Annotated in this window: 17 protein-coding genes; 11 read left to right on the forward strand and 6 right to left on the reverse strand. The window is 66.1% G+C overall.

The features are described from left to right. Positions 1-135 precede the first annotated feature (135 nt). Both HGB41_RS03680 and HGB41_RS23370 read left to right on the forward strand, forming a co-directional pair. Positions 136-1,329, forward strand: coding sequence for an aminotransferase-like domain-containing protein (locus tag HGB41_RS03680; RefSeq protein WP_171081153.1), 1,194 nt, complete (start codon positions 136-138; stop codon positions 1,327-1,329). Between the two features lie 174 nt (positions 1,330-1,503). Continuing rightward, on the forward strand, positions 1,504-2,664 hold the full coding sequence (locus HGB41_RS23370; RefSeq protein WP_171081955.1) for a response regulator: 1,161 nt from the start codon (positions 1,504-1,506) through the stop codon (positions 2,662-2,664). Positions 2,665-2,686: 22 nt separating this feature from the next. Here the strand turns inward: HGB41_RS23370 and HGB41_RS03690 are convergent, their stop codons facing one another. The 3 genes from HGB41_RS03690 to HGB41_RS03700 are packed head-to-tail and all read right to left on the reverse strand — an operon-like array spanning position 2,687 to position 7,396. Further along, positions 2,687-4,249, reverse strand: a complete 1,563-nt coding sequence (locus tag HGB41_RS03690) for an FGGY-family carbohydrate kinase (protein ID WP_171081155.1) — start codon at positions 4,247-4,249, stop codon at positions 2,687-2,689. Beyond that, on the reverse strand, positions 4,242-5,804 hold the full coding sequence (locus HGB41_RS03695; RefSeq protein ID WP_171081156.1) for a glycerol-3-phosphate dehydrogenase/oxidase: 1,563 nt from the start codon (positions 5,802-5,804) through the stop codon (positions 4,242-4,244). The genes HGB41_RS03690 and HGB41_RS03695 overlap by 8 nt, the downstream gene beginning before the upstream one ends. Next, a complete protein-coding gene (locus HGB41_RS03700; protein WP_171081158.1) occupies positions 5,801-7,396 on the reverse strand; it encodes an FAD-binding oxidoreductase in 1,596 nt (531 codons plus the stop codon). The genes HGB41_RS03695 and HGB41_RS03700 overlap by 4 nt, the downstream gene beginning before the upstream one ends. Before the next feature lie 75 nt (positions 7,397-7,471). Between HGB41_RS03700 and HGB41_RS03705 the strand changes: the two genes are divergently transcribed. From HGB41_RS03705 to HGB41_RS03740, 8 genes are all read left to right on the forward strand, one after another. Beyond that, positions 7,472-8,512 (forward strand): AraC family transcriptional regulator, encoded by a 1,041-nt coding sequence (locus tag HGB41_RS03705; protein ID WP_171081161.1) that lies wholly within the window; start codon positions 7,472-7,474, stop codon positions 8,510-8,512. A 112-nt stretch (positions 8,513-8,624) separates the two neighbouring features. Next, positions 8,625-9,851, forward strand: coding sequence for a succinyldiaminopimelate transaminase (gene dapC / locus HGB41_RS03710; protein WP_171081163.1), 1,227 nt, complete (start codon positions 8,625-8,627; stop codon positions 9,849-9,851). Positions 9,852-9,887: 36 nt separating this feature from the next. Next, a complete protein-coding gene (gene dapD, locus HGB41_RS03715; protein WP_171081165.1) occupies positions 9,888-10,715 on the forward strand; it encodes a 2,3,4,5-tetrahydropyridine-2,6-dicarboxylate N-succinyltransferase in 828 nt (275 codons plus the stop codon). Positions 10,716-10,849: 134 nt separating this feature from the next. Beyond that, positions 10,850-11,995, forward strand: coding sequence for a PilT/PilU family type 4a pilus ATPase (locus HGB41_RS03720; protein WP_171081167.1), 1,146 nt, complete (start codon positions 10,850-10,852; stop codon positions 11,993-11,995). A 126-nt stretch (positions 11,996-12,121) separates the two neighbouring features. Continuing rightward, positions 12,122-12,475: an ArsC family reductase gene (locus tag HGB41_RS03725; RefSeq protein WP_171081168.1), complete on the forward strand. Its 354-nt coding sequence runs from the start codon at positions 12,122-12,124 to the stop codon at positions 12,473-12,475. Further along, positions 12,472-13,605, forward strand: a complete 1,134-nt coding sequence (gene dapE / locus HGB41_RS03730; RefSeq protein WP_171081171.1) for a succinyl-diaminopimelate desuccinylase — start codon at positions 12,472-12,474, stop codon at positions 13,603-13,605. The genes HGB41_RS03725 and dapE overlap by 4 nt, the downstream gene beginning before the upstream one ends. Before the next feature lie 68 nt (positions 13,606-13,673). Next, entirely contained in the window at positions 13,674-14,564 is an 891-nt protein-coding gene (gene prmB, locus HGB41_RS03735) for a 50S ribosomal protein L3 N(5)-glutamine methyltransferase (protein WP_171081173.1), read from the forward strand. Positions 14,565-14,725: 161 nt separating this feature from the next. After that, complete coding sequence (locus HGB41_RS03740; RefSeq protein ID WP_171081175.1) at positions 14,726-16,723, forward strand: ATP-binding cassette domain-containing protein; 1,998 nt, start codon at positions 14,726-14,728, stop codon at positions 16,721-16,723. 36 nt (positions 16,724-16,759) lie between these two features. Here the strand turns inward: HGB41_RS03740 and HGB41_RS03745 are convergent, their stop codons facing one another. Together HGB41_RS03745 and HGB41_RS03750 are read right to left on the reverse strand one after the other, a co-directional pair. Beyond that, a complete protein-coding gene (locus HGB41_RS03745) occupies positions 16,760-17,221 on the reverse strand; it encodes a chemotaxis protein CheW (protein WP_229422704.1) in 462 nt (153 codons plus the stop codon). 225 nt (positions 17,222-17,446) lie between these two features. Beyond that, positions 17,447-18,007 carry a PEP-CTERM sorting domain-containing protein gene (locus tag HGB41_RS03750; protein ID WP_171081180.1) on the reverse strand — a complete coding sequence of 187 codons (561 nt, stop codon included), beginning with the start codon at positions 18,005-18,007 and terminating at the stop codon, positions 17,447-17,449. 352 nt (positions 18,008-18,359) lie between these two features. On the opposite strand from HGB41_RS03750, the gene HGB41_RS03755 reads away from it, so the two are divergent. Next, entirely contained in the window at positions 18,360-18,698 is a 339-nt protein-coding gene (locus tag HGB41_RS03755) for a hypothetical protein (protein ID WP_171081182.1), read from the forward strand. Positions 18,699-18,725: 27 nt separating this feature from the next. On the opposite strand, the gene HGB41_RS03760 is transcribed toward HGB41_RS03755, so the two are convergent. Then, positions 18,726-19,352, reverse strand: coding sequence for an NUDIX hydrolase (locus HGB41_RS03760; RefSeq protein WP_171081185.1), 627 nt, complete (start codon positions 19,350-19,352; stop codon positions 18,726-18,728). Between the last annotated feature and the right edge of the window lie 110 nt (positions 19,353-19,462).

Consider the following 19,462-nt stretch of genomic DNA (forward strand, 5'->3'; position numbering starts at 1 on the left):
AAATATAACATTTGTTTAAACCTATCGGTGGTGGGTGGGGCTTATCCAGCCCTGCCCTTTCCGAAGCCGCCTACCCGGCGTGCTTTATAATGGCCCGGCACTACCGTGCGGTCCCTTCCTGTCAGTGAGAACAGTATGAAAATCGAGAATCCAAATCCCATCCAGTGGCAATTTTCGGAGCGCGCGCAGCAGCTGCAAAGCTCGTTCATCCGCGAAATCCTGAAAATCACCCAGCGTCCGGAGATCATCTCCTTCGCCGGCGGCCTGCCGTCGCCAGCCACCTTCCCGGTCGAGCGCATGAAAGCCGCTTACGACAAGGTGCTGAGCGAAGCCGGCAAGGTCGCGCTGCAGTACGGCCCGACCGATGGCTATGCGCCGCTGCGGGAATGGATCGCCAACTCGCTCTCTACGGAAGGCTCGCGCATCCTGCCGGAACAGATCCTGATGACCTCGGGCTCGCAGCAGGCGCTCGACCTGCTCGGCAAGGTCCTGGTCGACGAAGGCAGCCGCGTGCTGGTCGAGACCCCGAGCTACCTCGGCGCGCTGCAGGCCTTCTCGGTCTACCGTCCGGAATTCAAATCGGTCGACACCGATGACCACGGCCTGGTGCCGTCGTCGATCGCCGCCGTGGCCGACGGCGCGCGCATGCTGTACTCGCTGCCGAACTTCCAGAACCCGACCGGCCGTTCGCTGTCGCTCGAGCGCCGCCACGAGCTGGTCGAGACCTGCGCCCGCTTCGGCATCCCGCTGATCGAAGACGATCCGTATGGCGCCCTGAGCTATAAAGGCGAGCCGATGCCGAAGATGGTCGCGATGAACCCGGATGGCGTGATCTACATGGGTTCGTTCTCGAAGGTGCTGACCCCGGGCATCCGGCTGGGCTATGTCTGTGCCCCGCTGCCGCTGGTTCGCCGCCTCGAGCTGGCCAAGCAGGCGGCCGACCTGCACACCGCCCAGCTCACGCAAATGGTCGTGCACGAAGTGGTCAAGGACGGCTTCCTCGACCAGCACATCCCGACCATCCGCAAGCTGTATGGCGACCAGTGCCAGGTCATGCTCGATGCGATGACCGAACACTTCCCAAGCAGCGTGACCTGGACCAAGCCGGAAGGCGGCATGTTCATCTGGGTGACCCTGCCGAAGGGCATCGACGCCATGAAACTGCTGGACCAGTCGCTGGCCGCACGCGTGGCCTTCGTGCCGGGTGCGCCCTTCTATGCCAACGACCCGGCCAGCAACACGCTGCGCCTGTCGTTTGTCACGGTGCCGCCGGAACGTATCCGTGAAGGCATCGCCGTCCTCGGCAAGCTGATCGCGGACATGCTCTAAGAAGCACCCCTGCGGGCGCGCCCAGGCCGCCCGCAGGACAACCGGCAGGTACTTGCCGGGAGTCAACTTCAAGTTGCAGCACCGCAACAGGGATGTTGCCGAGGGAAACGGTAGTTGCCGCAGGCGAAGGTGATGTGGGTATGATCTCCATCAGTTGAGCCGGCCTTGACCCTCATGAATCATCCTGCCTTCGCAATACCTGCGCCCTCGCGCCAGGCTGCGATCCTGATCGTCGACGATACACCTGTCAGCCTTGGGCTGCTGCAGGATATATTGCGCGGCCAGGGTTACCGGACCTTCGTCGCCACCTCCGGCGAACGCGCGCTCGACCTTGCCGGGCGCATCCAGCCCGACCTGATCCTCCTCGACGTGATGCTGCCTGGCCTCGATGGCCTGGAGACCTGCAGCCGGCTGAAGAACCAGCCGGGCACCGCCGACATTCCGGTCATTTTCGTCAGCGCCTGCTCCGCTACCGACGACATCGTCGCCGGTTTCGACCGCGGCGCGGCCGACTACATCGCCAAGCCCCTGCGCCTGCCCGAAGTCTGCGCCCGGGTCCGCGCCCAACTGCAGATCCGCTCCGCCAACCAGTCCCGTACCCAGCAGGTCCAGCGCCTGCGCATGATCGTCGAGGGCATGGACGAGGGCCTGATGCTGCTTGGCCAGGATGGCCGCATCCAGTATGCCAACCCGGCCAGCGAGCGCTGCCTGGGCTATAGCGACCGCGAACTGGCCGGCCGCCCGCTGGCGGAGCTGTTGGCCGAACCTGCCGCCATCGAGGTTGCCGCCTGGTTCGGCGGCATCGATGACGGCATGCCGGAACGCTGCCGCGGCACGCGCGAAGTGCTGCTGCGCCAGCCCGACGGCAGCTTCCTCGCGATGGACCTGAACCTGTCGCCAATCCTGTCGCCAATCGCCACCGGCGAGCAGCTCTGGGTCGCCATGCTGCATGACATTACCGACCACAAGCAGACGGCCAATGCGCTGCAGCGCGCCGCGCTGGCCGACCCGCTGACCGGGATCGCCAACCGGCGCCACTTCGACGCCTGCCTCGAGCGCGAGTGGCAGCGCGCGATGCGCAATGCCAAACCGCTGTCGCTGCTGGTGATCGACGTCGACCACTTCAAGCTGTACAACGACATGCTCGGCCACGCCGCCGGCGACCAGTGCCTGCAAGCGCATTCAGGTCAGTCAACGGACTGTTGTTATTGTAGGGTGGGCGGGTCTCCCGCCCACGCGGTCAATCGCGGTGATTCTGCCTGTGCCGCTATACAAACGCCTGCTATCTCCGCGTGGGCGGCGAAGCCGCCCACGCTACAAATTCTCCTCAAATGACCTGCACTAGCTAAACGCTGCATCAAACCTGCTTCGGATACCCGGTAATCCGCGCGATGTCGCGGTACATCGGCTGCAGTCGCCGGTACATCTTCAGGTAGACCTCGCGGTACAGCCGGTCATAGACCGCATGGTTGGCCGCGACCGGTTCGAACACCCTCCCTACCCGCGTCATCGCAGCGATCGCCGATGTAAAGTCCGGGTACAGCCCCAGTCCCACCGCCGCATCGATCGCCGCGCCCAGGCCCGAGGTTTCATACACGTGCGGGCGCGAAGTCGGCAGGCCGAAAATGTCGGCCGTAAGCTGCATCGCCGCATCGCTCTGCGAGCCGCCGCCGGAAACACGCAATTCGGTAATGCGGGTGCCGCCGCGGCGCTCGATGCGCTCCTTCCCTTCGCGCAGTGCATACGCCAGCCCCTCCAGGATCGCGCGGTAGACGTGGGCTCGGGTGTGCACGTCGCCAAAACCGATGATGGCGCCCTTGGCCTCGCGGCCCGGCACGCGGATGCCCGGCGTCCAGTAAGGCTGCAGCATCAGTCCCATCGAACCCGGGGGCACCGCATTGGCCAGCTCGTCGAACAGGCGCTCGGGCGCCACGTCTTCCAGCAGCGCGCGCGACTGCTCGTGGTGGCCGAACTGTTCCTTGAACCAGCTGACCATCCAGTAGCCGCGGAACACCTGCACCTCAAGGCTGTAGGCGCCCGGGATGGCAGCCGGGTACGGCGGCACGAAGGGCGTCACCTCGACATAGCGCTTCGTCGTGGTATTGATCGTGGCGGTGGTGCCGTAGCTCAGGCAGCCCACCTGCGCGGCGCTGCAGCCGGCCCCGATGACTTCGCAGGCCTTGTCGGCGGCGGCGGCCAGCAGCGGCAAGCCCTCGGGAATGCCGGTGTCCAGCGCCGCCGCTGCGCTGATCCGGCCCAGCCGGGTGCCAGGCTCGAACAGCTCGGGCAGCATGCGCGGCTCCACCGCCAGCGCCTGCCATTTCCAGTCCCGCTTTCCGGCCCACTTCCGACGGCGGTAGTCGAAGGGCACATACGCCACCTGCGAGCCGGACGAGTCGGCATAGCGCCCGCACAGGCGGTAATTCAGGTAACCCGACAGCAGCAGGAATTTGTGGGTGGCTTGCCAGATGTCGGGCTGGTGCGCGCGGATCCAGTTGATCTCGGCTTCGCCCCGGAAATAATCGATGGTGCCGCTCACCCGCGCCAGCCTGAAGGCCGTGCGCCACAGGGGCCCGATGGGCGGCACGTCCTCGGTGCGGCGCTGGTCGAGCCAGGTGATGGCGGGGCGCAGCGGCTTGCCATCGACGTCGACATTGATGACGGTGCCGCGCTGGGTGGTGACGGCCACGCCGGCGATGCGGGCGCGGTCGGCGCCGGGCTGGGTCCACAGCTGGCTGCAGGCCTGGCACAACGCCTGCCAGAAGCCTTCCGGGTCATGCTCGGCCCAGCCGGGATGCGCGCTCGTATAGTCCAGCAGCTGCACCTGCGACCTGGCGACGATATCGCCCTTCAGGTCGAACAGCAGCGCGCGCACGCTCTGGGTGCCGTTGTCGATGGCGAGGATCAAGGGGTCAAGCATGGTGTGGCTCATTCTTTTGGGGGTTCGGGATGCCGTAATGCGCCTGCCACAACGCGAGGTAGGCGGCCTGCTCGGCCTCCCAGCATGCGTCGTCCCAGCCGAGCTCCGGCTGGCAAACGGCGCGGATGCGGGGCAGCAGCGCGCTAGCGCCCGCGCGTAGCTGGAGACCCAGGCGGGTGCGGCGCAGCAGCAGGTCTTCCAGCCGGTGGACCGCTTCGCTGCGCGCGGCCCAGCGCAGTTCGGCCCAGGGCGTGAGCGTGCCGGGAATGATCTCCAGCTCGCCCGCCTGCGCCGCATCGACGACGGCCTGCGCGTGGCCGCCATGGCGGCCGGCGAGGCGCTGCAACAGCCCGGTCGGCGTACCACGCGGCCCTAGCGGTATTGGCTGCCGTGAGAACACCGGCTGCGGCGCAAGGTCGGCATGCCAATCCGCCAGCTGCCGTGCGACGTGGCCTAATGTATCGAGTGCGATGGCGCGGAAGGTGGTCAGCTTGCCGCCGGTGACGGCCACCAGGCCCGGTTCGTCCCAGACCAGGTGTTCGCGCGCTTCCTTCGAGGGCGCCACACCAAGGCCGCTGTCGAGCACCGGGCGCACGCCCGCATAGGTTGCCAGCACGTCCCCTTCCTGCAAATCCAGTTGCGGGAACTGCGCGCGCAGCGCAGCCATCAGGTAATCGAACTCGCCGCGCGTGATGCGGGCTTCGAGCGCCAGGCCGTCGCCGTGGTCGACATCCGTGGTGCCGACCAGGGTCACGCCTTCCCAGGGAAAAGCGAACACCGGCCGGCCGTCGAGCGGATGCATCAGGCTGACCGCTTGCGCCAGCGGCAGCCGCCAGGCAGGCAGCACCAGGTGGCTGCCGCGCAGCGGACGCAGGCGCGGCGCATTGCCCTGCCCCGCGATGCCGCAGGCCCAGGCGCCGGTGGCGTTGACCACGACCCGTGCACTGACTTCACCCAGGTCGCCGGTACGTGCATCGCGCAGCAGCGCGCCCGTCACCCGTCCACCGGCACGCTGCAAGGCCTCGACAGCGACATAGTTGCGCGCTTGGGCGCCATGGCTGCGCGCCTCGTCCAGCACGCGCAGCACCAGCCGCGCGTCGTCGGTCTTCGCGTCCGTATAGCGGATGCCGCCCGCGAGTCCTGCACGCTCGATGTTCGGCGCCAGCATGGCGAAGTCCTCGGCGTCGAGCCAGTGTTGCTCACGCCGCCCGGCCATGAGGTCGTAGATGGCGAGACCGGCCAGGAAACTGCGGCGCTTGCGCCGGCTCGCGCCGTAGTCGGCAAAGGCAAAACCCTGCGGCTCGACCAGGCCCGGCGCATCGCGCAGCAGCGCTTCGCGTTCGCGGACGGATTCGCGCGTCAGTCGCAGGCGTCCTTCGGCGAGGTAGCGCAGCCCGCCGTGCACCAGCTTCGATGAGCGGCTCGAGGTGCCCCAGGCGAAGTCGCGCTGCTCGACTAGCAGCGCCTTCAAGCCGCGCCGCGCGGCTTCGAGCAGGACGCCGGCGCCGGTGATGCCGCCGCCGATGACCAGCAGGTCGTAGTCTTCGTGCTTCATGGCGCGACCAGCTTGCCGGGATTCATGCGCCCGTCCGGGTCGAAGTGACGGAACAGCGCGCCCATCGCACCCAGCCCCATTTCCCCTTTTTCCGCCGCCAGCCAAGGGGCGTGGTCGACACCAACGCCATGCTGGTGGCTGATGGTGCCGCCCGCCGCGACGATCGCCGTCGACACGCTGTCCTTGAGCCGGCGCCAGCGCGCCAGGTCGGCCTCGTAGTTCCCGGCCAGGCGGAACACGAAGGTCGAATACACGCTCGCGCCCTGAGGATACAGGTGCGACAAATGGGTGTAGGCGTGCACCTTCTCGCCCATGGCTTCGAGCGCACCCCTGGCGGCGCCTTCGATGCCTTCCATGGCTTGCGTCACGCGCGGCCAGTCCACCGCCGTCTCCACCGTGTCGATCGCATAGCCCTGCGCCCATGCTGCATTGCGCAGGTAGACGCTGCGGTAGCGGTTGCGGCGCCAGCGTTCGCCCAGGCCGCGGCCCGCATGCACGCCACGGTAGCGGCGCGCGATGCCGAGGGCCGCGCGCAGGGCCGGCACCGCCTGGGCCTTGGCGCCGCTGGCGCCGATCATCAGCATGCACTTGCCCTCGCCGCAGCCGCGCAGCGCCAGCCAGCCTCCAAGCAAGCGCACCAGCCGCGCATGCCCGGCCAGCGTCAGCATGGTGGTGGTCTCGATGGCATTCGACAGGCGCAGCATCGACAGCGGCAGCCGCGCCTGCGCCAGTTCGCGCACGGCAGCCAGGGCGCGTTCCCAGTCCGGGAAGAACACCGCGTGGAACGCTTCATGTCCGGGCAGGCGGCTGACGCGCACCGTGGCCTCGGTGACGATGCCGAGCCGCCCTTCGGAACCGAGCACCATCTCGCGCAGGTCGATGCCGGCGCTTGACGCCGGAAAGGTCGGGATGGCGAGCGTGCCGCCCGGCGTCTCGACCCGTCCGCCGGCAAACAGCTGCTCGATGCGCCCGTAGCGCAGCGACTGCTGGCCCGAGGAACGCGTCACGATCCAGCCGCCCAGGGTCGAGTATTCGAAGGATTGCGGGAAGTGGCCGAGCGTGTAGCCGTGCGCGCGCAGCTGGGCTTCGAGGTCGGGACCGGTCACGCCGGCGCCGAAGGTCGCCAGCTGGGATTCGCGGTCGAGCCAGACCAGCGCGCGCATGCGGCGCATGTCGAGGCTCAATGTCGGGCGCGAGGTCTGATGCACGCCGAGGTGGCCCGCGACGCTGGTGCCGCCGCCGTAGGGAATCACGTCGGCGCCCTGCTCTTTCGCGAAGGCCAGCAGCTCGCGCACCTGTTCGGCAGATTCGGGATAGGCAACGCCGTCGGGCGCCGCATCGATGCGACCGTGGCGCAGGCGCAGCCAGTCGGGCAGGCTCTGGCCGAGCGCGTGCAGCAGGCGTGCACCGGGACTGGCGTCGACCAGCGGATGCGGGGCCAGGCGGCCCGGCGCGAGCCGCGCGCATGCTTCCTCGAAGCTGGCGTCCTGCGGGCGCGTCCCCTGGCCCAGGCGCCCGGCAAGGAAGGCCTGCGCCCCCGCACCCAGCGGCATATCGATCGTATCGTCACCCCAGCCATTCCACCGCCGCATCGTGTTTTCCCCTTATACTCAGCCTTGTCATTCTCGCCAGAGTAAGCGTCCATCACTCTACCGTATTGCGCTTTCATGCCACAGCTTTGCTCCATTGCGCCAGCCGCTTGCGCCGACGCCGGCCGGGTCACCGGCGCCTACCTGCAGCCGCTCATCGAGACCGCCGCAAGCTGCGGCGTCGATGCCCCGCGGCTGGCGCAGGCGGCCGGTTTGCCTGCCGATGCGCTGGACTCCCTGCCCGACTCGCTGGCCGCGCGCGACTACATCGCGCTGCTCGATGCCGGCGCCAGCCTGGGAGGCGACCCGCACTTCGGCCTGCACGTCGGCGAACGGGTGCGGCCCGGCACCTTCTCGGTGTATGGGCTGGTGCTGATGGCCTGCAGCGACTTCGGCCAGGCCCTGGCCCAGACCCAGCGCTACGAGGGGCTCGCGCATGATTTGGGACGCACCAGCCTCGCGGTCGAGGGCGCGGACGCGCTCTACACCTGGACCAGCCACTATCCCGGCGCCAGCCGCCACCTGGCAGAGAGCGTATTTGCCGGCATCCGCGTGTTCGGCAGCTGGCTGGCCGGGCGCCCGCTGGACCCGCGCCATTTGGCATTCGCCCACCACAGCGATGCGCCATCCAACGAATACCTGCGGGTGCTGGGCGTAGAGCCGGAGTTTGGCGCGGCAGCCAATGTCGCGCGCTTCGATGCCGCGCTGCTCGGCATGCCGGTGCCGAACGCCGACCCGAGCCTGTACCCGGTGCTGCGCCAGCATGCCGAGCGGCTGCTGGGCGAGCGCAGCGCAGCCGCCGGCGGCATTGTGGCGCAGGTGCGCGCGGCCATCATCCGCAGCCTGGCGCAGGGCGAAGCGCGCCTGCCCTCGATTGCTGCGCAACTCGGTCTGTCGGCGCGCACCCTGCAGCGCAAGCTGGCCGATGCCGGCTGCAGTTTCCAGGAAGTGCTCGACGGCGCCCGCTACGAACTGGCGCGCGGCTACCTGCGCCAGCGCGCGCTTAGCCTGGTGGACATCGCCTTCCTGCTGGGTTACCAGGAGCAGAGCGCCTTCACCCACGCCTTCCGCGACTGGTCCGGCCTCAATCCCGGCGCCTGGCGCCTGGCTGCTGGCTGAGCACGAAGCGGCGGTCCCGGGCACAGGCTCGGCAGCCGTCTGCCGCCTCTCCTTGCAAGGGCTATAATTGACGCAATAGCGACAGCGCACACCGCACCTGGCGGTTACCGACGTGAACCCACATCTCGACCAGCTCCACCCCTACCCGTTCGAACAACTGCGCCAGCTGTTTAGCGGCGTGGTCGCTAACAGCGGCTACAGCCCGATCAGCCTGGGCATCGGCGAACCGAAGCACCCGACGCCCGCCTTCATCGAGAAAGCCCTGATGCATGCGATGGCGGGCCTGTCCAGCTACCCCAGCACCATCGGGGGCGAACCGCTGCGTGCGGCGATCGCCAGCTGGCTGGAACACCGCTACGGCATCCCGGCGGTCGACCCGGCCACGATGGTGCTGCCGGTGAACGGCTCGCGCGAAGCGCTGTTCGCGATCGCCCAGTGTGTGGTCGACGCCACGCGCGGCAAAGCGGCCGGCGGCGCGCTCGTGATGAGCCCCAATCCGTTCTACCAGATCTACGAAGGCGCGGCCTACCTGGCAGGCGCCGAGCCGTATTACGTGAACTCGGAACCCGGCCGCAATTTCGCGCCCGACTTCGGCAGCGTGCCCGACGCCGTCTGGCCGCGCGTGCAGCTGCTGTATGTCTGCTCGCCCGGCAACCCGACCGGCGCCGTGCTCTCGCTCGAGGACTGGCGGCAGCTGTTCGAGCTGTCCGACAGCCACGGCTTCGCGATTGCCGCCGACGAGTGCTATTCCGAGATTTATGTTGGCGCGACGGCGCCGCTGGGCGCGCTCGAAGCTGCTCACCAGTTAGGGCGGAGCAGCGGTGAACATCCTTATGCCAACCTGATCGTCTTCTCCAGCCTGTCGAAGCGCTCGAACGTGCCGGGGATGCGCTCGGGCTTCGTCGCGGGCGACCCTCGGCTGCTGAAGAAATTCCTGCTGTACCGCACCTATTGCGGCGGTGCGATGTCGCCGCCGGTGCAGGCGGCCTCGATCGCGGCATGGAACGACGAACACCACGTGCAGGAAAACCGCGCGCTCTACCGCGAGAAGTTCAGGCTCATCACCCCGCTGCTGCGCGAAGTGATGGACGTCGAACTGCCCGACGCCGGCTTCTACCTGTGGGCCGACGTGCGCCGCACCGGGCTGTCCGACCTGGATTTCGCACGCCGCCTGTACGCCGAATATAATGTCACGGTCCTGCCGGGCAGCTACCTGGCACGTGAGGCCCATGGCATCAACCCCGGCCGTAACCGCATCCGCATGGCGCTGGTTGCCGGCGTCGACGAAGGCCTCGACGCGGCGAACCGCATCAATGAGTTCTGCAAGAGCCTGGCCTGAGCACGCATCCCCACATTATTCACTGAAGATCCCATCATGACCCAACAACTCCAGAACATCATCGACACCGCGTGGGAACAGCGCGCAGAAATCAGCCCGGGCAACGCCAGCGCCGAAGTGCGCGACGCGGTCTCGCACGTGCTCGCCGGCCTGGATGCCGGCACCCTGCGCGTCGCGCAGAAGGACACCGGCAGCTGGGTCGTGAACCAGTGGATCAAGAAGGCCGTGCTCCTGTCCTTCCGCCTCGAGAACAACGTCGCGGTGCCCGGTGGCGGTGGCATGCAGTTCTACGATAAAGTCCCGACCAAGTTCGCCGACTACACGCCGGAAGATTTCGCCAAGGGGGGGTTTCGCGTGGTGCCGCCGGCCGTCGCCCGCCGCGGCAGCTTCATCGGCAAGAACGTGGTGCTGATGCCGTCCTACGTCAACATCGGTGCTTATGTCGATGAAGGCGCCATGGTCGACACCTGGGCGACCGTCGGCTCCTGCGCGCAGATCGGCAAGAACGTTCACCTGTCGGGCGGCGTCGGCATCGGCGGCGTGCTCGAACCAATGCAGGCCAACCCGACCATCATCGAAGACAACTGCTTCATCGGCGCGCGCTCGGAAATCGTCGAAGGCGTGATCGTCGAAGAGAATTCGGTGATCTCGATGGGCGTGTACATCGGCCAGTCCACCAAGATCTACAACCGCGAAACCGGCGAAGTGACGTACGGCCGCGTGCCGTCGGGCTCCGTCGTGGTCTCGGGCAGCCTGCCCTCAAGCGATGGCAAGTACAGCCTGTACTGCGCCGTGATCGTCAAGCGCGTGGACGCGCAGACGCGTTCGAAGACCGCGATCAACGATTTGCTGCGCGGGGATTGAAGCGCTCGTTGAACGCGCGGGCGGGAGGACCCACCCACCCTACGAAAACCGGATCGCCGTACGTAGGGTGGTCGGCTTCGCCGACCGCGCGTTCAAACTCCGCTTGCTGACCACTACAATATCGGGAGACGACGATGGCCATGGACCGCCTGTTCCAGCTGATGAAGGAGAAGAACGCGTCAGACATGTTCTTCGCCGTGAACTCGCCGGTGCATATCAAGATCAACGGGAACCTCATCCCGATCAACCAGCATCGCCTCGAACCCGAGAACATCATCTCCCTGCTGTCGGAAATCGCCACGCCCGAGCAGATGACCGAGCTCGATCGCGAGAATGAGCTCAACCTCGGCGTCTCGGTGCCCAACCTCGGCCGCTTCCGCCTGTCTGCCTTCCGCCAGCGCGGCTCGATTTCCGCGGTATTCCGCTTCGTGCCGGCGAATATCCCGCCGATCGGCGAACTGGGCCTGCCGCCGGTGCTGTCCGAACTGATCATGGAAAAGCGCGGCCTGCTGCTGATCGTCGGCGCCACCGGTTCCGGCAAGTCGACCACCATCGCCTCGATGCTGGATCACCGCAACGAACAGCGTCCCGGCCACATCCTCACGCTGGAGGACCCGATCGAATACCTGTTCAAGAACAAGAAATCGATCGTCAACCAGCGCGAGATCGGCAGCGACGCCACCAGCTTCGGCACCGCCCTGCGCAACTCCATGCGCCAGGCCCCTGACTGCATCCTGATCGGCGAGATCCGCGACAAGGAGACCATGGCGGCGGCCCTGGCCTATGCGCAGTCGGGCCACCTGGTGCTGGCCACCCTGCACGCGAACAACAGCTACAACGCGCTGAACCGCATCATCAGCTTCTATCCGATCGAGAACCGCGCCGCCCTGCTGCAGGACTTGTCGTCCGCAGTGAAGGCGATCGTCTCGCAGCGCCTGGTCAAGTCGGCCGCGGGCGGCCAGCGCCAGGCCGCGGTGGAAGTCATGCTCAACACCCGCTACATCGCCGACCTGATCGAAAAAGGCGAGATCGGCCAGATCAAGGAAGCGATGGACAAGAGCCTGTCGCCCGGTTCGCAGTCCTTCGAGACCGCCCTGCTCGCGTTGGTCAAGGCCGGCCTGGTGACGCAGGAAGAAGCGCTGGCCAATGCCGACTCGGCCACCAACCTGCTCTGGCTGCTCAACAATGGGCCGGAAAGCCAGACGCAAACGGAAGAGCAGCAAAAGCCCAATGCTGATCCGTCAAGCGCCTCCTTCACCGAGTTCACGCTCAACACCTGAGTCCAGCCGTCCGCTCCTGAAAACCGCCCCTGTGTAGAATCCTCGCAGGGGCGCGCTGTGCTATCCTCCCGCCTTTCCAAAATATCTTCAGCCTGCGCGCTCGCGCGGGTGTAACGAGCTACGCCCATGACCATTACCCTGCACGGCATTCCCAACTGCGACACCGTCAAGAAAGCCCGCACCTGGCTGGCGGACAACGGCCACGACTTCAGCTTCCATGACTTCAAGAAGCAGGGCTTGAGCCGCGAACTGGTCGCCGGTTGGCTGGAGGAGCTCGACTGGGAAACCCTGGTGAACCGCAAAGGCACGACCTGGCGCAATTTGCCCGGCGAGCGCAAGTCCCACATCACGGACAAGGCCAGCGCTCTGGAACTGATGCTGGAGAACCCGTCCGTGATCAAGCGCCCGGTGCTTGCCGGCGCTGGCCCGGTTTCGGTCGGCTTCTCGGCCGATCAATACGCGGCAAAGTTCGCCAAATGAAGCCGTCCCGCACCCTGCTGCTTACCGAAGAGCTGATCGCCCTCGATTCGGTCACTCCGCACGACAAGGGCTGCCAGCAGCGCCTGATTGAACTGCTCGCGCCGCTCGGTTTCGTGTGCGAAACCATCGAATCGAATGGCGTCACCAACCTGTGGGCGCGCAAGGGGACCACCAGCCCGGTGTTCGTCTTCGCCGGCCACACCGACGTGGTGCCGACCGGCCCGGTGCAGCAGTGGGAGTCGGCACCCTTCGTGCCGACCCGGCGCGACGGCAAGCTGTATGGCCGTGGCGCCTCGGACATGAAAACCTCGATCGCGGCGATGGTGGTGGCCTGCGAGGAGTTCATCGCAGCACATCCCGACCATAAAGGCTCGATCGCCTTCCTGATCACCAGCGACGAAGAAGGCCCGGCGACCGATGGCACCGTGGTCGTCTGCGAACGCCTGGAAGACCGCGGCGAGACGTTCGACTATTGCCTGGTCGGCGAACCGACGTCGAATCACGTGATGGGCGACACCATCAAGAACGGACGCCGCGGTTCGCTGTCTGGTCATTTGGTCATCAAGGGCATCCAGGGCCATATCGCCTACCCGCACCTGGCGCGCAACCCGATCCACCAGGCCGCGCCGGCGCTGGCCGAACTGGCCGCCGAGGTCTGGGACGAAGGCAACGAATATTACGCACCGACCAGCTGGCAGGTTTCCAACATCCAGGCCGGCACCGGCGCCAACAACGTGATCCCGGGCAGCATGAGCCTGGAATTCAATTTCCGCTTCTCGACCGCCAGCACGTCCGACGGCCTGGAGGCCCGGGTGCACGCCATCCTCGACCGCCACTGCCTGGATTACGAGCTGCAGTGGACGCTGTCCGGCCAGCCCTTCCTGACGCCCAAGGGCACGCTGTCGGATGCCTTGTGCGTGGCGATCCAGGACGAGCTGGGCGTGCAGACCGAACTGTCGACCACCGGCGGGACCTCGGATGGGCGCTTCATCGCCCGCATCTGCCCGCAAGTGATAGAATTCGGGCCTCCGAACGCCAGCATCCACAAAATCGACGAACACATCGAGCTGCGCCATATCGACCCCCTCAAGAATATCTACCGCTGCACGCTGGAGCAGTTGCTGGCTTAGTAACCGGCGTAGTTGCTGATGCAGTTGCACATTGAGCAGTAACAGAACAAACAGGACAGGAGAAGGCCATGACCACCACCAATTTCAGTACGCCGCGCGACCTGCTGCGCTATGCCATTACCCGCTTCAACGGCGCCAAGCTGTTCTTCGGACATGGCAGCGCCGAGGCCTTCGACGAAGCGGCCTACCTGGTCCTGCACACCCTGAAGCTGCCATTGGACCGCCTTGAGCCCTTCCTGGATGCCAAACTGCTGCAGGAAGAAGTGCTGCAGGTGCTGCAGGTGATCGAACGCCGCGTCAGCGAGCGCGTGCCGGCCGCCTACATCACCAAAGAGGCATGGCTCGGCACCTACCACTTCTACGTGGACGAGCGCGTGCTGGTGCCGCGTTCCTTCATCGCCGAACTGATTCCCAACACCTTCAGCCCATGGGTGCAGGATCCGGATGCGATCGAAAACGTGCTGGAACTGTGCACGGGCAGCGGCTGCCTGGCGATCATGATGGCCGACGCCTTCCCGAACGCCGTCGTCGATGCGGTCGACATCTCGAAGGATGCGCTGGCCGTGGCCGAGCACAACATCCGCGAGTACAAGCTGGAAGGCCGCGTCAACCCGATCGAATCGGACCTGTACACCAACGTGCCGTTCAAGAAGTACAACCTGATCGTCACCAATCCGCCGTACGTGAACAGCGTTTCGATGGGCAAGCTGCCGCCGGAGTACCAGCGCGAACCGCAGATCGCCCTGGCCGGTGGCGAAGACGGTATGGACCTGGTGCGCAAGATCGTCGCCGGCGCCGCCGAACGCCTGAGCCCGGACGGCGTGCTGGTGGTCGAAATCGGCAACGAAGCCGAATACGCGGAAGCCGCGTTTGGCCACCTCGGCCTGACCTGGCTCACCACCAGTGCCGGCGACGACGCCGTGTTCCTCTTGACCGCCGAACAGCTGCAAGCCAAGTAAATAATTCATTCGGTCACCGCCTGGTGATTGATCGATGTCCGTAGGGTGGGCGGGTCTCCCGCCCGCGCGTTCAACCGGCGTATGCACTACGCAAATGTAATTTGAACGCGCGGGCGGCGAAGCCGCCCACCCTACGCAAATCCCAACATAGTTAGTCTCCCATGATCCGATTCCAGAACGTCAGCCTGATGCGCGGCACCAAGCCGCTGCTCGTGGACGCCGACCTTACCCTCAACCCGGGCGACAAGATCGGCCTGATCGGCGCCAACGGCGCCGGCAAATCGAGCCTGTTCGCCATGCTGCGCAACGAGCTGCACGCCGACCAGGGCTCGATCGACTTCCCGTCCAAGTGGCGCATGGCCTACGTGGCGCAGGAGACGCCGGCGCTCGACCGCCCGGCCCTGGAATACGCGATCGACGGCGACGTCAACCTGCGCCGCCTGGAGGCCGAACTCGAACGCCTGGAAGCGCACGAGGACATGGACGCACACGGCATGGCGCTGGGCGAAGTGCACGGCGCGCTGCTCGATGCAGATGCCTATACCGTGCAGTCGCGTGGCGAGCAGCTGCTGCTGGGCTTGGGCTTCTCGCTCGACCAGATGCAGCAGCCGGTGGCGAGTTTTTCGGGCGGCTGGCGCATGCGCCTGAACCTGGCGCAGGCACTGATGTGCCCTTCCGATTTATTACTGCTCGATGAGCCGACCAACCACCTCGACCTGGACGCCATCATCTGGCTCGAGGACTGGCTCAAGCGCTATCCGGGCACCCTGGTCATCATTTCGCACGATCGCGATTTTTTAGATGAGATCGTCAACGTCATCGTGCACATCGACGAGCGCAAGCTGAAACGCTATGGGGGCAACTACTCGAGCTTCGAGCGCCAGCGCGCCGCGGCGATGGTGCTGGCCGCCAGTGCGATGGAAAAGCAGCAGCGCACGCGCGCCCACCTGGAGTCCTTCATCAACCGCTTCAAGGCGCAGGCCACCAAGGCGCGCCAGGCCCAGAGCCGCATGAAGGCCCTGGCCAAGATGGAAGAGCTGGCGCCCTTGCGCGCCGCCGCCGAATTCTCGTTCGAATTCCGCGAGCCGCTGGCCGCACCGAACCCGCTGCTGGTGCTGGACAACGTCAACGCCGGCTATCCGCTGCTCGACGAGCATGGCGACAAGGTGGGCGCCAAGACCATCGTCAAGCGCATCAACTTCTCGCTGCAAATCGGCCAGCGCATCGGCCTGCTGGGCGTGAACGGCGCCGGTAAATCCACGCTGATCAAGACCATCGCGGGCGAACTGGCTCCGGTCGAAGGCATTGCGACCCTGGGCAAGGGCCTGTCGATTGGTTACTTCGCCCAGCACCAGGTCGAGATGCTGCGCCATGACGAATCGCCGCTGTGGCACCTGGCCAAGATCGCACCGACCGTGCGCGAGCAGGAACTGCGCAACTTCCTGGGCAGCTTCAACTTCCCCGGCGAGATGGTCGCCAGCCCGATCAAGCCGTTCTCCGGCGGCGAAAAGGCGCGCCTGGCGCTGGCCCTGATCGTGTGGCAGCGCCCGAACCTGCTGCTGCTCGATGAACCGACCAACCACCTCGACCTCGAAACACGCGAAGCATTGACCCTCGCACTGGCGCAGTTCGAAGGCACCGTTGTCCTGGTATCCCACGATCGCCACCTGCTGCGCGCCACCACCGACGAGTTCATCATCGTTGCGGACGGCAAGCTCCAGCCCTTCGACGGCGACCTGGACGACTACAAGGAGTGGCTGTTCAAGACCAAGCTCGGCAAGGGAACGGTCACCCTGCCGACCATCGCCCCGGCGACGATCACTGCGGCGGCCACCGAGGCCAGGGCCGCGCTGGCGGCGGCGCCGTCCGGAGAACGCAAGGACCAGAAGCGCATGGAAGCCGGCGAGCGCCAGCGCATCGCCGCGCTGCGCAAACCCATCGAGAACCGGGTCAAGCGACTGGAAGAGCAGATGGCGAAGCTCAACACCAAGAAGGCCGGCATCGATGCCGAGCTGCTCGACCCGGCCGTCTACGAAGCCGCGCACAAGGAGCGCTTGAAGACGCTGGTGGCCGAACAGGCCTTCGCCGTGCGCGACCTGGAACAGCTCGAGACCGAATGGATGGGGCTGCAGGAGCAGCTCGAAGGACTGGCGGCCTGACACCTTCCGGGCTGCCTGCGCCGCCCGGGAGGGCCGTCAGGCCACCTGGCGCGGCGCGGCCGGCGCCAGCGACATCAGGCGGTCGATGTCGATCAGGATCAGGCGCCGGCCCTTGAGGGTACCGAGGCCGATCAGGTAGTCGGCGTCGGCCCGGACGCCCGGCAGCCGCGTTACCTGCTCCGGCTGCAGCCGCACCACGCCCGTCACCCGCTCCACCACCACCCCGACCACGCCGGCCGATACGCGCACGACGATCACGTCCGTGCCCGGATCGGGTACCGAAAACTCCGCGGAGAACGCGGCGCGCAGGTCGACCACGGGCATGATCACCCCGCGCGACAGCGCCACGCCGCCGATGATCTCGCCATCGCTGGAAAAGCGCTCGAGCGACTTGAACACCTTGAGTTCCTGGACTGCTGCGTAGTCGAGCCCGTATTCGAGCCCGCCCAGGGTGAAGCCAAGGAACTGCTGGGGTGCGGCAAGCGGTTGGTTCGACATGGTGGGTCCTTTCATCGGCATCACCAATCCTAAGGGCGCGGCCCTTCTCGACTGTTGACTGTAGTCAACTAATGCACCATGCCATCGCACGCAGCCCCATAAGCCGCGGAAACGACAAGGCCCGGTCGTTTTACCGACCGGGCCTTTGTGCGTCGTGGATGCCGGCAGCGCGCAAGCAGATGGGGCGCGCAGCCGGCCTTCCCTACCGGTGCTGCAAGCTGCCGATTATTTCGCCGATTTGCGGCGGCGCGCTGCAGCCATGCCTGCAATCGCCAGGCCGAACAGGGCGATCGACGCCGGCTCGGGGACCTGCGACGAGGTGATGCTCATGGTGGCATTCCGGGTGGTCAGCGACCAGCCCGGGTAGCCCCACGAATTGGTGAACATGCGCATCGAGACGGCCAGGTTGGCCGACTGGTCGATGGCGAGCAGGAGCGCATTCAGTTCGGTCAGGTCGGCAGCGCCGAAATTGCGGGTCTGGGTCGACCAGTCATGGCCGGCGCCGGCCAGGTGCAGGTTGTACAGGTGGTTTTCGCCGTTGTACAGGCCGACGTAGACGCCGTTGCTTGGATCCGAGCCGCCCCAGCCCTGGTCAACCAGGGTAACCGAGCTGCTCAGGTTCGACACGTAGTTGGTGCCCGCAGCGAAGGTCACGCGGCCCAGTTCCTGGTTGCCACCCTGTTGATACGAACCGGCTGGTGCAGTGGTTTGCACGACCGAAGCCGAGGCCGACGCTGCAGCAGTTGCCAGGACCATCGAGATTGCGAAAGCTTTCAGGAGTTTCATTTGTTCTTCCTAGTAGTTGGTTTTAGTTTTCCCGCCTGTACTTACAAGCAATCATCATGCCAGTAGGAAAATCTTCTTTAGATTCAACACATTAGTTAGAAACAGCAATTAATTTCACATAGGAATGTAAAATTTCTCGACAGATCTAAAAAGTATAATAATGCAACATCGATCTCGCCTCCGAAGGGTTGTTATAGCCGGGGTTCATGCTGCGTGCCGGTCGTCCCGTCCTGCGCATCTCAGTTGTCGTTTTCCATGCCCGCTTCTATCGATAGGCCAACCAGGACGCCCTGCCCGCACCAGCGCCGGCATGCGTGCGTATGGATGACGATGCCTTCGGTATAGTCATGCCATGCCCGCCACCCCAAGCTATCCAGGCACGCCTGACGGACGGTATTTCGTCGTCGCCGGACGCCTCTGGCGTACCAGTAATCCCGGCCTTGCGCCGGACGAAAGGCAGCGGCTGGTCAATCGGCTGATGGACGCGCGCAGGCAGGTCGGGGCCGCGAAAAAAGCTGGCGACGCGGAGGCGGAGCGCGGCGCGCGCGCCGCCGTCGACGACGCCAAGCGCGCACTCGGCGAACGCGGGCCGGTCTGGTGGCTTGACGGCGCGCCGGATTTCAACCGCCGGCTCGTCGTTAATACGCCTTATGCCGGCTGGTACGCCGCGCTGGCCGGGGATGCGGCCTGAGACTGCTCAGGCGACCTCGCCTGGCGCTTACTGCAGCGAGCCGACCAGCGGCGCATCGTTCGGATGGACCAGCACCGTATGCAGCAGCGCACGCGGCACCAGCGACACTGCCTGGCTCTCCCATCCCATGTCGGACGGGCAGCCGCCTACCCGGCGCCCCAGGTAGTAGCGGGTCCGGCTCCGGCTGCGGGTCAGGTCGGCAAGGAAGCCAGTCAGTACGACCTGCAGGCCGCTCTCCTCGAAGGCCTCGCGGATCGCCGTGGCACGCAGCGGCACCCCGTGATCCTGCGAGCCTTTCGGGAAGGTGGCCTGGTAGCCGCCATAGCCGTTCGACGGGTGGACGACCCAGACCCGCCCGTCCGCTTCCTCGATCACGACACCGGCCGCGACGCGCATGCCGGCAACCGGTTCGTACACGGGTTCACTGAAAGCAGCATCCTGGCCAGCCACCGACGCCCATCCCGCATCGTCCTGTGGCGCGGCGGTCCATGGGCGGAACCCGATGCCGTTGAGCGCAGCCGGCATCGATCCCCCGGGGAGGACGGTTGCAGCCAGCGCCGGATCGAGCCAGTCCGGCCCCGCTGTCGCGGCGCTCGGGGCGGCAATCGCCACCAGTTCGCCGTCGTCGTTTTTCTTCGGGTGGAAAGTGGTCATGGCCGCATCATACGATAAGCCCGGCGGCATGCCGGGGCCTTCAGCCCAGCAGCCCCAGCAGCTGCTGGATGTCCACTGGTTTGACCAAGGTAGGGATTGGGCGAGGCGTC

The organism is Telluria aromaticivorans, from assembly GCF_013003915.1.
Taxonomy (GTDB): domain Bacteria; phylum Pseudomonadota; class Gammaproteobacteria; order Burkholderiales; family Burkholderiaceae_D; genus Telluria; species Telluria aromaticivorans.

Coding starts and splice junctions, on each gene's coding strand:
- HGB41_RS03725 (WP_171081168.1), top strand. CDS start 12,122: ATGACCATTACCCTGCACGGCATTCCCAACTGCGACACCGTCAAGAAA.
- HGB41_RS03690 (WP_171081155.1), bottom strand. CDS start 4,249: ATGCTTGACCCCTTGATCCTCGCCATCGACAACGGCACCCAGAGCGTG.
- HGB41_RS03755 (WP_171081182.1), top strand. CDS start 18,360: ATGCCCGCCACCCCAAGCTATCCAGGCACGCCTGACGGACGGTATTTC.
- HGB41_RS03705 (WP_171081161.1), top strand. CDS start 7,472: ATGCCACAGCTTTGCTCCATTGCGCCAGCCGCTTGCGCCGACGCCGGC.
- HGB41_RS03680 (WP_171081153.1), top strand. CDS start 136: ATGAAAATCGAGAATCCAAATCCCATCCAGTGGCAATTTTCGGAGCGC.
- HGB41_RS03750 (WP_171081180.1), bottom strand. CDS start 18,007: ATGAAACTCCTGAAAGCTTTCGCAATCTCGATGGTCCTGGCAACTGCT.
- HGB41_RS03760 (WP_171081185.1), bottom strand. CDS start 19,352: ATGACCACTTTCCACCCGAAGAAAAACGACGACGGCGAACTGGTGGCG.
- prmB (WP_171081173.1), top strand. CDS start 13,674: ATGACCACCACCAATTTCAGTACGCCGCGCGACCTGCTGCGCTATGCC.
- HGB41_RS03740 (WP_171081175.1), top strand. CDS start 14,726: ATGATCCGATTCCAGAACGTCAGCCTGATGCGCGGCACCAAGCCGCTG.
- dapD (WP_171081165.1), top strand. CDS start 9,888: ATGACCCAACAACTCCAGAACATCATCGACACCGCGTGGGAACAGCGC.
- dapE (WP_171081171.1), top strand. CDS start 12,472: ATGAAGCCGTCCCGCACCCTGCTGCTTACCGAAGAGCTGATCGCCCTC.
- HGB41_RS03695 (WP_171081156.1), bottom strand. CDS start 5,804: ATGAAGCACGAAGACTACGACCTGCTGGTCATCGGCGGCGGCATCACC.
- HGB41_RS03745 (WP_229422704.1), bottom strand. CDS start 17,221: ATGTCGAACCAACCGCTTGCCGCACCCCAGCAGTTCCTTGGCTTCACC.
- HGB41_RS03720 (WP_171081167.1), top strand. CDS start 10,850: ATGGCCATGGACCGCCTGTTCCAGCTGATGAAGGAGAAGAACGCGTCA.
- HGB41_RS03700 (WP_171081158.1), bottom strand. CDS start 7,396: ATGCGGCGGTGGAATGGCTGGGGTGACGATACGATCGATATGCCGCTG.
- HGB41_RS23370 (WP_171081955.1), top strand. CDS start 1,504: ATGAATCATCCTGCCTTCGCAATACCTGCGCCCTCGCGCCAGGCTGCG.